Here is a 14,395-nt window from a genome sequence, read left to right on the forward strand (position 1 = left end):
TCGGCGGATGGACCGGATACCAAAGTGACAAATCAAATGGCCCCATCACTATGCGCGACGGACTCGAACGCTTCTACGCTATCGCTGATGGTTACCATCTCGCAGCGCAACATCTGTGCTCAAGTTAGCCAGCGGAGCTGAGGAGGAATTGCCGAGCACCCTTGATCCGTGCGAGGCCGGTGCCTGAAAATGGCCGCCTTGCCATGAAAGTGTCGTTCGCCATGAAGCCGCTGCTCGCCCGTCTCGTGATTGTCCTCGCGCTCGCCGTGCCGACCGCGGCGGCGGCCCAGCGCGCCGATCCCGTCTACATCGAGGATCGGCTGAACCAGCTTCAGCAGTCGATCACCATGCTGACCGGACAGATCGAGCAGCTGCAGTACCGCAATCAACAGCTGCAGCAGCAGATGCAGAAGATGCAGACCGACTACGAGTTCCGCATCGACCAGCTGGAGAAGGGCCGCTCAGGGGGGACGCCGCCGCGGCCGAATGCGCCTTCCACGCCGGTGCCTGGTCCGACAGCGGCTGCCACCCCCGACGCAGGTGGCGGCGGTGGGGAGCAGGCCTACCATGACGCCTTCAAGAAGCTGCAGGATGGCGACTATGCCGGGGCGGAGAGGGGCTTCAAGACGTTCCTGCAAAGCAATCCCAAGCACGCGCTGGCCGGCAATGCGCAGTATTGGCTGGGCGAGACCTACTATGCGCGTCGCGACTATCAGAACGCGATGACCGCCTTCGCCGAAGGCTACAAGGTCTACAAGAGCAGCCCCAAGGGACCAGACAATCTGCTGAAGCTCGGCGTCACCCTGGCCACGCTGGGACGAAAGCCTGACGCCTGTGCCGTGTTCTCCAAGTTCACTCAGGACTATCCGCGCGCGACCGACCTGCAGAAGCGCCGGGTCGAGCAGGAGCGCCAGAAGAATGCCTGCGGGTGAGCACGCCCGCTCCCGCAATCCTGGATGCCGACGGCTTTGTCCGCCTGATGGCGCCGTTCGCGCCGTTCGAATCCTGCCCTGAGCTGGTGGTCGCGGTTTCCGGCGGGCGGGATTCCATGGCGCTGGCGTTGTTGGCCCATGAGTGGGCGCACGCACGGGGCGGGCGAGTCGTTGCCCTGACCGTCGATCATGGCCTGCGGCCCGAGTCGGGCGCCGAGGCCGCCACGACCCTGCAGCGCCTCGCGGGGCAGGGTGTCGACGGCGTGGTCCTGAGGTGGTCCGATGCCAAGCCGGGTGCCGGCCTCCAGGAGGCGGCGCGGGCCGCACGTTATCGTCTGCTGCGCGCCGAGTGCCGGCGGCGAGGCATCCTGCATCTCCTGGTCGCCCACCACGCCGACGATCAGGCTGAGACGGTGATCATGCGCGCCGCCCGCGACAGTGGTGCCGACGGGTTGGCAGGCATGGCGGCGCAGGTGGAGTTTCCGGAGCTGCGCCTGCTGCGGCCGTTGCTCCCGGTGCCCCGCGCCCGGCTCACCGCGACTCTCCTCGCACGCGGCGTGCAATGGATCGACGATCCATCGAATGCGGACCCGAGGTTCGAGCGGGTGAGGGTGCGGCTCTCAGGTTCCTCCCCAGCTTCGCTGGGGAGGTGCCCCGTCTTACGGGGCGGAGGGGTCATGAGTCAGGGTCCGGGGGCGTGCCGCCCGTTCATGATCATGAGTCGGCGAGACGTCAGCGGTCCGGAAGCCTCTGACCCCTCCGCCGCCGTAAGACGGCGGCACCTCCCCAGCGAAGCTGGGGAGGACAGAACTTCCCGCGAACGCCAGCTCGCCCGCGCTGCTGTCGCCACCGTCGAGTTCGACGAGGCTGGCCTGCCGGCCATCGATCAGTTGGCTTTCGACCGGCTCGCCGTTGCCCTCCGGGCTCGGCTGCTGAGCCGGCTGGTCCAGCGGGTCGGCGGGCGTGATCATCCGCCGCGGCGCGACCGGCTGGAGCGGGCGGCCGAGCGGCTGATCGCGCCGGTGGGCCGCGGCAAGTCGGGCAGGGGGCAGGATTTCACCCTGTCCCAGTGCCGCCTGATGCTGCGCCAGGCGCCGGGGAGCCGCCGCCTGCGCTGGCTGGCGCGGGCGGAAAATGGCGGGATCGCGGCCCAGCCCCTAGTTCCGGCGGCATTTTTTGCTTGCGGCGCGGCCGCAAACAACCATTTAGAATGACACCTCTCGACAACGGATGTGCCCGTGAACCCGTTCAATCGTAACGCTGCTTTGTGGATCGTCATCGTGCTGCTGCTCGCGCTGCTCTACAGCGTGTTCCAGGGCGGCACGACGCGGTCCGCCGGCAACACGGTTTCCTATTCCGACTTCGTGCGCGCCGTCGAGCAGCGCCAGGTCCAGGACGTCCGCATCCAGGGCAACACCATCACCGGCACGTTCCGCGAGCCGCGCAACGGCGTGCAGAAATTTGCCACCTACGTGCCGAGCACGCCGGTCGACGAGCAGCTGATGCCGATGCTGATCAAGAACGTCGATCGCGTCGATGCCGGTCCGGCCGAGGAGGGTGTCAATCTCGGCAGCATCTTCGTGAGCTGGCTGCCGGTCCTGGTGCTGGTCGGCGTCTACATCTTTTTCCTGCGCCAGATGCAGAGTGGCACCGGTCGCGCCATGGGCTTCGGCAAGTCGCGCGCGAGGCTGCTCACCGAGAAGCACGGCCGCGTCACCTTCGAAGATGTTGCCGGCATCGACGAGGCCAAGGCTGAGCTCGAAGAGATCGTCGACTTCCTGAAGGACCCGCAGAAGTTCCAGCGCCTGGGCGGCAAGATCCCGAAGGGCTGTCTGCTGGTCGGCCCGCCGGGCACCGGCAAGACCTTGCTGGCGCGCGCCATCGCCGGCGAGGCCAACGTGCCGTTCTTCACCATCTCGGGTTCCGACTTCGTCGAGATGTTCGTCGGCGTCGGCGCCAGCCGCGTGCGTGACATGTTCGAGCAGGCCAAGAAGAATGCGCCCTGCATCGTGTTCATCGACGAGATCGACGCGGTCGGCCGTCATCGCGGCGCCGGCCTGGGCGGCGGCAACGACGAGCGCGAGCAGACGCTGAATCAGCTGCTGGTCGAGATGGACGGTTTCGAATCGAACGAAGGCGTGATCCTGATCGCTGCCACCAACCGGCCTGACGTGCTCGACCCGGCGCTGCTGCGGCCCGGCCGCTTCGACCGCCAGGTGATCGTGCCCAACCCCGACGTCGGTGGCCGCGAGAAGATCTTGAAGGTGCATATGCGCAAGGTGCCGCTGGCGCCCGACGTCGAGCCGCGCGTGCTGGCGCGCGGCACGCCGGGCTTCTCCGGCGCCGATCTCGCCAACCTGGTGAACGAGGCGGCGCTGCGCGCCGCCCGTGTCGGCAAGCGTCTGGTCACGATGGCGGACTTCGAGTACGCCAAGGACAAGGTGCTGATGGGCACCGAGCGTCGCTCGATGGCGATGACCGACGACGAGAAGCGGCTGACCGCCTATCACGAGGCCGGCCACGCCCTGGTCTCCATGCATGTGCCCAAGAGCGATCCGCTGCACAAGGTGACGATCATCCCGCGTGGCCGGGCGCTCGGCGTCACCATGCAGCTGCCCGAGCGCGATCATCTCTCGCACAGCAAGCAGTACCTCGAATCGCGTTTGGCGATCATGTTCGGCGGCCGCGTCGCCGAGGAGATCGTCTTCGGGCCGGAGAACGTCACGACCGGGGCTGCCAACGACATCCAGGTCGCAACCCAGACGGCGCGCGGCATGATCACCGCCTACGGCATGTCCGAGAAGCTCGGCCGCGTGCGCTACCAGGCCAACGAGCAGGAAGTGTTCCTGGGTCACGCCGTGACCCAGACGCAGAATGTCTCGGAGGCGACCTCGCAGATCATCGACCAGGAGGTTCGCCGCCTGATCGAGGAAGCCGAGGGCAGGGCGCGTCAGATCCTGACAGACCACCTCGACGACCTGCACCTGATCGCCAAGGCGCTGCTGGAGTACGAATCGCTCAGCAACGACGAGATCAACCAGATCCTGCGCGGCGAGAAGATCGTGCGCGACGACACCGGTGGCGCCGGCCACCACGACCGCCGCCGCCGTGCCTCGGTGCCGCCGACCAACATCGGCTCGGCGCCGGGTGGCGCCAATCCCGAGCCGCAGCCGGGCGTTTGACGGCAAGCTTCGCCGGCATCGCCCTCGATCGCCCGAGGATCATGGCGATCGTCAATGTGACGCCGGACTCCTTCTCCGACGGCGGCGAACGCCTCGACCCGACGCAGGCCATCGACGATGGCCTGCGTTTCGTTTCAGAGGGTGCCGACATCGTCGATGTCGGCGGCGAGTCGACTCGCCCGGGCTCGACCGCCATCGATGCCGATCAGGAACTGGCGCGGGTGCTTGCGGTGGTCGAGGGGCTGGCGAGGCGAGGCGCCGTGGTCTCGATCGACACGCGGCGTGCCAAGGTGGCGCGGGCGTGCCTCGACGCCGGCGCCCGCATCGTCAACGACGTGTCGGGATTGCGCGACGATCCCGACCTGATGACGCTGGTGGCGCAATGGGGCGCGCCGGTCGTGCTCATGCACCGCGCCGGGCGGCCCGAGGAGAAGTATGTCGTCCCAGCCTACGACAATGTCGTCGAGGACGTACGCCGCTTTCTCCTCGAGCGTGCCGCGGCCTGCGAGATGGCAGGGATTGCCCGCGAGCGCATCGCGCTCGATCCGGGTCTCGGCTTCGGCAAGAGCGTGCAGGAGAACATGGCCCTCGTTGCCGGAGTCGGTCGGTTGGCGGAGACCGGCTATCCCGTGCTGATCGGCGCCTCGCGCAAGAGCTTCGTCGGTCGCCTCACGGGGATCGCGGAGGCGCGGCGGCGCGATCCGGCATCGGTGTGGCTGGCCGTCGAGGCGGCGCGCCGAGGCGCTGCGATCGTTCGCGTCCACGACGTCGCCGGCACCCGCCAGGCTCTCGCAGTTTCGGCGGCGATAAGGTAGATAATGGGACATGTCCCGTTCCCTCTTCGGCACCGACGGCGTGCGCGGCCGGGCCAACAGCGAACCAATGACTGCCGAGACGGCGATGCGCATCGGCATGGCCGCCGGCCAGCTCTTCAACCGCGGCGGCCATCGCCACCGCGTGGTGATCGGCAAGGACACGCGCCTCTCGGGCTACATGATCGAGCAGGCGCTGACGGCAGGCTTCCTGTCGGTCGGAATCGACGTTCTGCTGCTCGGTCCGATCCCGACTCCTGCGGTCGGCTTCCTGACGCGGGCCATGCGCGCCGATATCGGCGTCATGGTCTCGGCATCGCACAACCCCTACGAGGATAACGGCATCAAGCTGTTCGGACCCGACGGTTTCAAGCTCTCCGACGCCGTCGAGGCCGAGATCGAGACGCTGGTCAGGGGATCGGCGGTCGGTCTGGCCGCGCCGGCCGCGATCGGCCGCGCCAAGCGGCTCGACGATGCCGAAGGCCGCTACATCGAGGCGGTAAAGGCTTCGGTCGGCCGCACCCTCGATCTGACGGGCCTCAAGATCGTCGTCGATTGCGCCAATGGCGCGGCCTACAAGGTGACGCCGACCGTGCTGTGGGAACTCGGCGCCGAAGTCATCCCGCTCGCCGTGGCGCCGGACGGTTTCAATATCAACGCCGGTTGCGGCTCGACCCATCCCGGCCTCGTGCAGGAGCATGTCGTCGCGCACGGCGCCGACATCGGCATCGCGCTCGACGGCGACGCCGACCGCGTCGTGCTGGTGTGCGAGCACGGCCGTCTGATCGACGGCGACCAGCTGATGGCGACCATCGCCGACAGCTGGCGCACCTCCGGCCAGCTGATCGGGGATGGCGTCGTCGCCACCGTGATGTCCAACCTCGGGCTGGAACGCTATCTTGGCGACCGCCAGCTGAAGCTGGTGCGCACCCAGGTCGGCGACCGCTACGTGCTCGAGCGCATGCGTGCCGACGGCTACAATCTCGGCGGCGAGCAGTCCGGCCATATCATCATGACCGACCACGCCACCACCGGTGATGGCCTGATGGCGGCGCTGCATGCGTTGGCGGCGATGCGGCGCAAGGGCCAGCGCGCCAGCGATGCATTCCATGCCTTCGAGCCGGTACCGCAGCTCCTGAAGAACGTGCGCGTCGGCGATGCGAGCTCGGCACTGGCGGCAGCATCGGTTGCCAAGGCGATCGCGGCGGCCGAAGCGCGGCTCGGCAAGGCCGGGCGCATCCTGGTGCGCAAATCGGGCACCGAGCCTTTGATCCGGGTGATGGCCGAGGGTGACGATTCTGATCTGGTACGCACCGTCGTCGACCAGATCATCGAGGCGATCCCCCAACATGCCGCGTGACGCGCCGACCGGGACGAGGGGATCGTGAAGGGGCGATCGTGAAAGGTCGCGTGCTGATCATCGCCGGCTCCGATTCAGGGGGCGGTGCGGGCATCCAGGCGGACATCAAGTCGGTGACCGCGATGGGTGCCTTCGCCATGACGGCGATCACGGCGCTCACGGCCCAGAACACGCTCGGTGTGCACGGCGTCGTGCCGATCGACCCTGCTTTCATCACCCAGCAGATCGAGGTCGTGCTGGCCGATATCGGCGCCGATGCGATCAAGACCGGCATGCTGCACAGCGCCGAGGTCATTGCCGCGGTGGCGTCCTCGCTGCGCGTACGGGCGCGCGGCGCGCCGCTGATCGTGGACCCGGTGATGGTCGCCAAGGGCGGCCACCGCCTGCTGCTCGGCGAAGCCGAGGCGGCGCTGCGTGACACGCTGCTGCCGATGGCCGCCCTGGTGACGCCCAACCTGCCGGAAGCCGAGGTGCTGACCGGCCTGCCGGTGCGCGTCGAGGCCGACATGCGCCGCGCCGCCGAGCGACTGGCGCGACTTGGCGCCAGCGCGGTGCTGATGAAGGGCGGCCATCTCGAGGGCGACCGGGTGGTCGACCTGCTGTTCTACGAAGGCCGCATGGAGCGCTTCGAGGATGCGCGCATTGCCAGCCGCAGCACGCACGGCACCGGCTGCACGCTCGCCTCGGCGATCGCCGCAGGTCTCGCGCAGGGCATGTCACTGGTGGATGCGGTTGCGCGGGCGCGCGCCTACGTACGCCAGGCGATCGAGACGGCGCCGGATTACGGCCGCGGCCATGGACCACTCAATCACGCGGTGACGGTCAAGGCCTGATTCTCCTCCCCAACTCTGTTGGGGAGGTGTCCGCGTCTTCGCGGACGGAGGGGTCATGAGTCACAGTCCCGCTGCTCATGACCCCTCCGTCGCCGAAGACGGCGACACCTCCCCAGCGATGCTGGGTAGGATATGAACTCAAATCAGCGGCGCATCCTTGTCGAGTGGCTCCGCCGGCGTCCATTTGCCGGCCTCGACGAGAGCGATGAAGTTCCAGACCTCGCGGTTGAACGCGTCGGGCTCCTCGATGTTCACCGTGTGGCCAGTCTTGGCGAACATCGCGAGCCCGGCATTGGGCAGGACGTGCTTGAGGTAGAGGCTCGGCTGCAGGCAGGGCTCGTCCTCGTCGCCGCAGATGATCAGCGTCGGCACGTCGAGCTTCTTCCACTCCTCCTCGAAATCGTAGAGCGAGGGCCGCTTGCCCTGGTAGTTCTCCATGGTGTTGGCGGCGCCGATGTCGGGATGCTCGCCGAGCTGCTTCACGAATTCTTCGAACCCGCGCGGGTCCTTCTGCTTGAAGCGCGAACGGGTCGGGTTGCTCTTGAGACCTTCGGCGTAGCTGGCCATGCCCTTGTCGCGGATGCGCTGTGCCGTCGCCCGGGCATCCCGTTTGAACTGCTCGTGCCCTTCGCGTCCCGCGCCGGAGCCGACACCGGCCAGCGTCAACGACAGCGCGCGGTCGGCGTTAAGCCGGCCGAAATGCGCGGTGGCGAAGGCACCCTGCGACAGGCCGATGACGTGGGCCTTGGGGATGCCGAGATAGTCGAGCATGTGCGTGGCGTCGTCGACGGCGTGACGCTGGCCGTACATCGATCCGGCCTCGGGCACGTCCGATCCGGGATAGCCGCGGAACGAGTAGGTGATGCAACGATGACGGCGCGCGAAGAACCGCATCTGCGGCTCCCAGCTGCGCCAGTCGCCGCTGTACTCGTGCACGAACAGGATCGGCGTGCCGCTGCCGGTTTCTTCGTAGTACAGCTTCACGCCGTCGGGTGTGGTTGCGTGGGGCATTGAGGGGTCCTTTTGGTGCTCCTCCCCAGCGAAGCTGGGGAGGTGCCCCCGTAATCGGGGGCGGAGGGGTCATGAGCAGCGGGACTGGGGCCTATGACCCCTCCGTCCGCGATTACGCGGACACCTCCCCAAGCTACGCTTGGGGAGGAGAATGAGGTCGCCTCAGTTTCCTCCCCAGCGACGCTGGGGAGGCGAAGACTGGCTACGCGCCGAACCGCTCGAGCCGTTCCAGCACGATCGGGATCTTGTCGTCGGCGACGTTGGCGAAGGCGAGGCGGACGAAGCGTTCCTGGCCGGCGCCGAACATGTCGCCGGGAATGGTCAGCAGGTTCTCCTCGTCGGCCAGCCGCTTGGAGACCGCGGTGGAGCGCTGGCCGGTGAAGGGGTGCTCGACGTAGGCGAAGTAAGCGCCGATGCTGACCAGGCGCCAGCGATTGGAGCGCTGCAGGCCGTCGCCCAGCAGGTCGGCGCGCGCCTTCAGGCCTTGGGTGTTGCGGCGCGCCCACGGCAGCAGGTTTTCAAGGCCGTAGAGCGCCGCTTCCTGGCCGAGCCGCGGCGGGCAGATCGAGACGCAATCCATTGCCTTCTCGATCTCGGCGATCAGCGGCGCCCCGGCTGTGACGCCGCCCACCCGATAGCCGGTGAGAGCGAACACTTTCGAGAAGCTGTAGAGGTGCACCAGCGTGCCGCGCCACGTCGGATCGCCGAACAGGGAATGAGGCCGCACACCTTCGGGCAGGAAATCCTTGTAGGTCTCGTCGAGGATGAGGGCGATGCCGCGCCGCTGCGCCAGGGCGAAAAAGGCGTGGATGGTCTCGGCGGGATAGACCGCGCCGGTCGGGTTGTTGGGCGAGATCAGCACGATGGCACGGGTCTTCGGGCCGATCAGCCGCTCGGCATCCTCGGCATTGGGCACGGCGCCCGAATCGGGCCGGAAATCGAGCGACACCGGCTCGATGCCCTGCATGCGCATCCACATGTCGTGATTGAAGTAGTGCGGGCGGGGCAGGATCACCTGGTCGCCCGCCTTGGCGAGACTCATCAGCGCCAGGCAGAAGGCCTGGTTGCAGCCCGAGGTGATGCCGACCTCGCCCGGCGTGATTGGCGCCCCGTAGAAGGCGGACAGGTGCGCGGCATAGGAGTCGCGCAGCGCCGGCAGGCCGAGGATCGGCGTGTAGCCGTGCACCGTCGGATCGAGCAGCCGTTCGCCCAGATGGCGGCGCAACTCCAGCGCCGGAGGATAGCCCGGCACCGCCTGGCTGAGGTCGACCAGCGGCCGCTCGGCGGGGAAGGTGCGGCCGAGCACCCAGCGTTTGGTTTCGCCGATCGGAGACGGCTCGACGGCGACGAGCCAGGGGTTGGCGGCAGGAGCGAGGGTCATGTCAGGAAGCGTGGCCGATAGGGTTTGGACGAGTCGATTTCACACAATTATGCCGCACGATCGTACCTCCATTTGGACGCGGCGGAGCATCCGGTTCTGCCTCATTCCTGTCAATTTATGAGCAATTGGCGATCTTGATCGAAATTCAATTGCTTGCGCCGTGGCTTGTGCCTAGCATCGCAGCTAAGACTCCCATGAGAGTCATGCAAAACAGGAGGAAACGAAATGGTATCGCGTAAAGTCAGCCGTCGTAGGTTTGTCGCCAGCACGACTGCCGCTTCGACGGCGTTCGTCGCTGCCCCCTTCGTGCGGGGCGCCTATGCCGCTGGCAAGCTGTCGCTCGGCTTGTGGGACCATTGGGTGCCCGGTGCCAACAAGACCAGCGAGGCCCTGATTCGTGAATGGGCCGACAAGGAAAAGGTCGAGGTCACGATCGACTACATCACGTCCCAGGGCAACAAGCTCCTGCTGACGACAGCCGCCGAAGCGCAGGCGAAGTCGGGACACGACGTGCTGGCGATGGCGCATTGGCTGCCCGCCCGCTATGCCGAGCAAGTGGTGTCGGTCAACGACATCATGGAGCCGCTGATCAAGCAGAATGGTGCTGTCAACGGTACCGTCGAGTATCTCGGCAAGGTCGACGGCAAGTGGCTCGGCGTGCCGGTCCCCATCGGCAGCCAGATCAAGGGCCCGTGCTCGCGCATCGACCTGATGAAACAGCATGCCGGCATCGACGTGCAGGCCATGTATCCGGTTGGAGCGCCGCCCAAGGCCGACGCCTGGACGCTCGACGCCTTTCTCAAGGCGGCCGAGGCTTGTCAGAAAGCCGGACATGCCTTTGGCATCGGGCTCGGCACGACCTCGGACTCGGTCGACACGGCCGGTGCGTTCTTCCACAGCTTCGGTGCCCAGCTCGTCAACGCCAAGGGCGACATCACGGTCAAGTCGGACAATGTCCGCAAGGCGCTCGACTACTGCAAGCGTCTCACGGCGTTCCTGCCCGAGGACGCGCCGTCGTGGGACGACGCTTCCAACAACAAGTGGCTGGTGTCGGGCCGAGGCGCCCTGATCATGAATCCGCCGAGCGCCTGGGCGGTCGCCAAGCGCGATGCGCCGAAGGTCGCAGAGCAGTGCTGGACCCACGGTTTCCCGTCCGGGCCGAACGGGCGGTATGCCCCCTACATCCCGTTCTTCTGGAATATCTGGAGCTTCAGCAAGAACGCCGCCGCGGCGAAGAGCCTGCTGGTGTTCATCAGCTCTCAAACGTCGGCCGAGAAGCTGGTGGCGGCGAGCGGCGGCTACGATCTACCGTCGTTCGCGAACTTCACCGAGTTCAAGACCTGGGCCGAGGAGGAGCCGCCGAAGGGCACGCTCTTCCACTATCCCAATCCGTACAACCATCAGAAGCTGTCGATCGCCGCGGCGCCGGCGCCGCACAAGATCGCCGAGCAGATCTACAATCAGGGCATCATGCCGCAGATGATCGTCCGCCACTACAAGGGCGAGGCGATGGACAAGACGCTCGACTGGGCGTCGAGGGAGATCGAAGGGTTCATGCGTAACTAGGACCAGCTTTGACCACTGGGGCGCCGCCGGTCTGCGGCGCCCCTCCGCGTATGCGTACCGCAGCACACAGCAACGTCGGAGTTGGCAATGGCAGACATAGCGGCACGAGGTCCGGCTACGCTCACGGGCGACAGTCGCAGCGGCCTGCACAAGCTGATGCAGCGCAAGTCGACCATCGCCTTCCTGATGGCGCTCCCGCTGATCCTCTTGATCGTGACCCTGGTCGCCTATCCGGCGGGGTATGCGATCTATCTGGCGATGCTGAACAAGGGCATGACGCGCTTCGTCGGGCTGGGGAACTTCGATTTCCTGTTCGGGCGCGAGACCTTCTGGATGGTGGTCTATCAATCGTGCCTGTTTGCGATCACGGCCGTCGTCTTCAAGGCGATCATCGGCTTCGTCGTCGCCCATTTCGTGCACAACATCCCGAGCAAGGGCCAGCGCAAGTGGCGCGGCATGCTGCTGGTGCCGTGGGTCATCCCGCCGGCCATGAGCACGCTCGCCTGGCTGTGGCTGTTCGACCCGTCCTACAGCGCCTTCAACTGGATCCTCGCCCATTTCGGCATCGATCGTATCCCGTGGCTCGGCGAGACCGGCTGGGCGCGCTTCTCGGTGATCCTGGTCAACGTGTGGATCGGCGCGCCGTTCTTCATGATCATGTACCTGGCGGCCCTGAAGTCGGTTCCCGAGCAGCTCTACGAGGCGGCTTCGATCGACGGCGCCACGTGGTGGCAGCGCATCTGGTACGTGACCCTGCCGATGATGCGCAACATCATCGCCATCACGGCGCTGTTCTCGCTGATCGTCACCTTCGCCAACTTCGATATCGTGCGGGTGCTGACCAAGGGCGATCCGTTGAACACCACCCACGTCTTTGCCACCTGGGCGTTCCGTGTCGGCATAGAAAGCGGCGACATACCCTTGGGCTCGGCGGTATCGTTGTTCATGGTGCCGATCCTGGCGGTCGCCGCCACGTTCATCCTGCGCGATATCTCCAAGCGGGGGAGTGAAGTCTGATGGCCGACGCAGCAGTCGCTACCACTTCCTCCCGCGCCGCCTCGCGGCCGCGCTACGGCAGCATGAGCCGGGACCGCCGCTGGGCGCTGCGCTGGTCCTATTTCTTCCTGGTTCTGTTCGCCATCTTCTTCCTGACGCCGCCGGTCTACATGTTCATCACCTCGCTCAAGACGAGCGCGGAGATCTCGGCCGAGAGCAATCCGTGGTGGGTCTACAATCCCACCCTGTCGAACTATATCGAGCTCCTGACCCAGAACCAGTACCTGACCTTCTTCCGCAACTCGGCGATCGTCTCGGTCATCACGGTCGCGATCACCATGTCGATCAGCGTGGTCGCGGCTTTTGCCCTGGCGCGCATGCGGTTCTGGGGCTCGGCGACGCTGGCGACCGGCGTGTTCCTGACCTACCTGATCCCGGAAACCCTGCTGTTCATCCCGCTGTTCAAGATGTTCGCCTGGGTCAACGAGACGCTCGGCATCCAGTTGATGAATCACTGGTGGACGATGCTCATCCTCTATCCGACCCTGACCGTGCCGTTCGCGACCTGGATCATGATCGGATACTTCGCCTCGATCCCCAAGGAGCTCGACGAGGCCGCCCTGATCGACGGCGCGACCTGGATGCAAACCCTCACCAAGATCTTCATCCCGGTTGCGCTACCCGGCATCATCGCCGCCACGATCTTCACCTTCACCGTGTCGTGGGCGCAGTTCCTCTATCCCCTGGCTTTCACCACCTCGGCGAACGAGCTGGTGCTGCCGGTCGGCATCGTCACCACACTGATCAAGGGTGATGTGTTCAATTGGGGTCAGATCATGACAGGGGCGTTGCTCGGCGCGGCGCCACCGCTCATCATCTACGCGTTCCTGATGGACTACTACATCGCAGGCCTGACCGCCGGCGCGACCAAGGGGTGATCGGACAATGGCTCAAGTAACGTTGCGTAAGGTCGTCAAGAAATACGACGAGGTGCTGGCAGTTCGCGGCATCGATCTCGACATCACCGACAAGGAGTTCATCGTCCTGGTCGGCCCGTCGGGCTGCGGCAAGAGCACGACCTTGCGCATGATCGCCGGCCTCGAGGAGATCTCGGACGGCGACATCGCGATCGGTGGCGACATCGTCAACGACGTGCCGCCCAAGGACCGCGACATCGCGATGGTGTTCCAGAACTACGCGCTCTACCCGCACATGAACGTGTACGAGAACATGTCGTTCGGGCTGAAGCTCAAGCGCACGCCGAGGGACGAGATCGAGCGGCGGGTCAAGCAGGCGGCGCAGATCCTCGACATCACCGAGCTCCTGGACCGCAAGCCCAAGCAGCTGTCGGGCGGCCAGCGACAGCGTGTCGCCATGGGCCGCGCCATCGTGCGCGATCCGAAAGTGTTCCTGTTCGACGAGCCGCTCTCCAACCTCGACGCCAAGCTGCGCGTGCAGATGCGCACCGAGATCAAGAAGGTGCATCAGAAGGTGCGCACGACGACGGTCTACGTGACCCACGACCAGGTCGAGGCGATGACGCTCGCCGACCGGGTCGTCGTGATGAATGCCGGGCTGATCGAGCAGGTCGGCGCGCCCAACGATCTCTATCATGCGCCGGCCACCAAGTTCGTGGCGGGCTTCATCGGCTCCCCGGCGATGAACTTCCTGCCCTGCCATCTCGAGCAGGCAGCCGGGGCGTTGCGGGTGCGGTTGAGCGACAAGCTCTCCTTCCCGGTGCCGTCGGACCGGACGGCGCGCTACTCGGGCCACGCCGGCAAGTCGAACCTGGTGCTCGGCCTGCGTCCCGAGCACATCACCGAGACGCGCCCGCACATCGAGCCCAACCAGCACGATTTCGACATGGCGATCGACGTCGTCGAGCCGATGGGCATGGAGACCCTAGTCTACTTCACGGTCAATGGCGCCGAGGTCTGCGGCCGCGTCAACCCAAACGCCGGCGCCGCCGACGGCAAGGCCATGAAGCTGCGCGCCGACCTCAGCAACATGCACCTGATCGACGACAACTCGGGCAAGGTGCTGTAGCGCTCGACGTCGGCGGGGCCGGGTCGCTTTTCGCGCGGTGATGTTGGTCGCGCCCTGAGATGAGGAAAGGTCTCTCGCGGCGCTCGGGATGACAGCTCACGGCCGGGCGCGCGCCACTTCAGTGGCGCGTCTTTGGTGTGATCGAAGATGATCGCGCCACCGGAGCGGCGCGCCCCAGCACATTGGTGTCACCCCGAGCGCCGCGAGGGACCTTTCGTTTCTTGCCCGCAGACCGGAAGCAGATGAACCCTCCGTTCGGGGGCTCTGGCACCGGCC

At 66.2% G+C, this 14,395-nt stretch carries 12 protein-coding genes; 10 read left to right on the forward strand and 2 right to left on the reverse strand.

Translation table 11 applies throughout. The features are described 5' to 3' along the window. The first annotated feature begins 203 nt into the window (after positions 1-203). Genes ybgF through thiD form a run of 6 tightly spaced genes read left to right on the forward strand, consistent with a single transcriptional unit; the run spans position 204 to position 7,119 of the window. Positions 204-932 (forward strand): tol-pal system protein YbgF, encoded by a 729-nt coding sequence (gene ybgF / locus ACILR9_RS36570; protein WP_395714924.1) that lies wholly within the window; start codon positions 204-206, stop codon positions 930-932. Next, positions 929-2,146 carry a tRNA lysidine(34) synthetase TilS gene (gene tilS / locus ACILR9_RS36575; RefSeq protein ID WP_395714925.1) on the forward strand — a complete coding sequence of 406 codons (1,218 nt, stop codon included), beginning with the start codon at positions 929-931 and terminating at the stop codon, positions 2,144-2,146. The genes ybgF and tilS overlap by 4 nt, the downstream gene beginning before the upstream one ends. 24 nt (positions 2,147-2,170) lie before the next feature. Continuing rightward, a complete protein-coding gene (ftsH, locus tag ACILR9_RS36580; protein ID WP_395714926.1) occupies positions 2,171-4,114 on the forward strand; it encodes an ATP-dependent zinc metalloprotease FtsH in 1,944 nt (647 codons plus the stop codon). Between the two features lie 41 nt (positions 4,115-4,155). Beyond that, the gene (gene folP, locus ACILR9_RS36585) at positions 4,156-4,929 is read left to right on the forward strand and encodes a dihydropteroate synthase (protein WP_395714927.1); all 774 of its coding nucleotides are present in this window, start codon (positions 4,156-4,158) and stop codon (positions 4,927-4,929) included. A gap of 10 nt (positions 4,930-4,939) precedes the next feature. Then, on the forward strand, positions 4,940-6,286 hold the full coding sequence (gene glmM / locus ACILR9_RS36590) for a phosphoglucosamine mutase (protein ID WP_395714928.1): 1,347 nt from the start codon (positions 4,940-4,942) through the stop codon (positions 6,284-6,286). Between the two features lie 38 nt (positions 6,287-6,324). Continuing rightward, positions 6,325-7,119: a bifunctional hydroxymethylpyrimidine kinase/phosphomethylpyrimidine kinase gene (gene thiD / locus ACILR9_RS36595; protein ID WP_395714929.1), complete on the forward strand. Its 795-nt coding sequence runs from the start codon at positions 6,325-6,327 to the stop codon at positions 7,117-7,119. A 138-nt stretch (positions 7,120-7,257) separates the two neighbouring features. Here the strand turns inward: thiD and ACILR9_RS36600 are convergent, their stop codons facing one another. Beyond that, on the reverse strand, positions 7,258-8,130 hold the full coding sequence (locus tag ACILR9_RS36600) for an alpha/beta fold hydrolase (RefSeq protein WP_395714930.1): 873 nt from the start codon (positions 8,128-8,130) through the stop codon (positions 7,258-7,260). 202 nt (positions 8,131-8,332) lie between these two features. Continuing rightward, complete coding sequence (locus ACILR9_RS36605; protein ID WP_395714931.1) at positions 8,333-9,511, reverse strand: aminotransferase; 1,179 nt, start codon at positions 9,509-9,511, stop codon at positions 8,333-8,335. Positions 9,512-9,736: 225 nt separating this feature from the next. Here ACILR9_RS36605 and ACILR9_RS36610 point away from each other — a divergent pair, with 225 nt between their 5' ends. From ACILR9_RS36610 to ACILR9_RS36625, 4 genes are all read left to right on the forward strand, one after another. Further along, entirely contained in the window at positions 9,737-11,077 is a 1,341-nt protein-coding gene (locus ACILR9_RS36610) for an ABC transporter substrate-binding protein (protein ID WP_395714932.1), read from the forward strand. An 87-nt stretch (positions 11,078-11,164) separates the two neighbouring features. Beyond that, positions 11,165-12,094 (forward strand): carbohydrate ABC transporter permease, encoded by a 930-nt coding sequence (locus ACILR9_RS36615; RefSeq protein ID WP_395714933.1) that lies wholly within the window; start codon positions 11,165-11,167, stop codon positions 12,092-12,094. Further along, complete coding sequence (locus ACILR9_RS36620; protein WP_395714934.1) at positions 12,094-13,011, forward strand: carbohydrate ABC transporter permease; 918 nt, start codon at positions 12,094-12,096, stop codon at positions 13,009-13,011. Before ACILR9_RS36615 ends, ACILR9_RS36620 begins: the two co-directional genes overlap by 1 nt. A 7-nt stretch (positions 13,012-13,018) precedes the next feature. Next, complete coding sequence (locus ACILR9_RS36625; protein WP_395714935.1) at positions 13,019-14,119, forward strand: ABC transporter ATP-binding protein; 1,101 nt, start codon at positions 13,019-13,021, stop codon at positions 14,117-14,119. Positions 14,120-14,395 lie beyond the last annotated feature (276 nt).

Source organism: Reyranella sp. (assembly GCF_044224635.1).
Taxonomy (GTDB): Bacteria; Pseudomonadota; Alphaproteobacteria; order Reyranellales; family Reyranellaceae; genus Reyranella.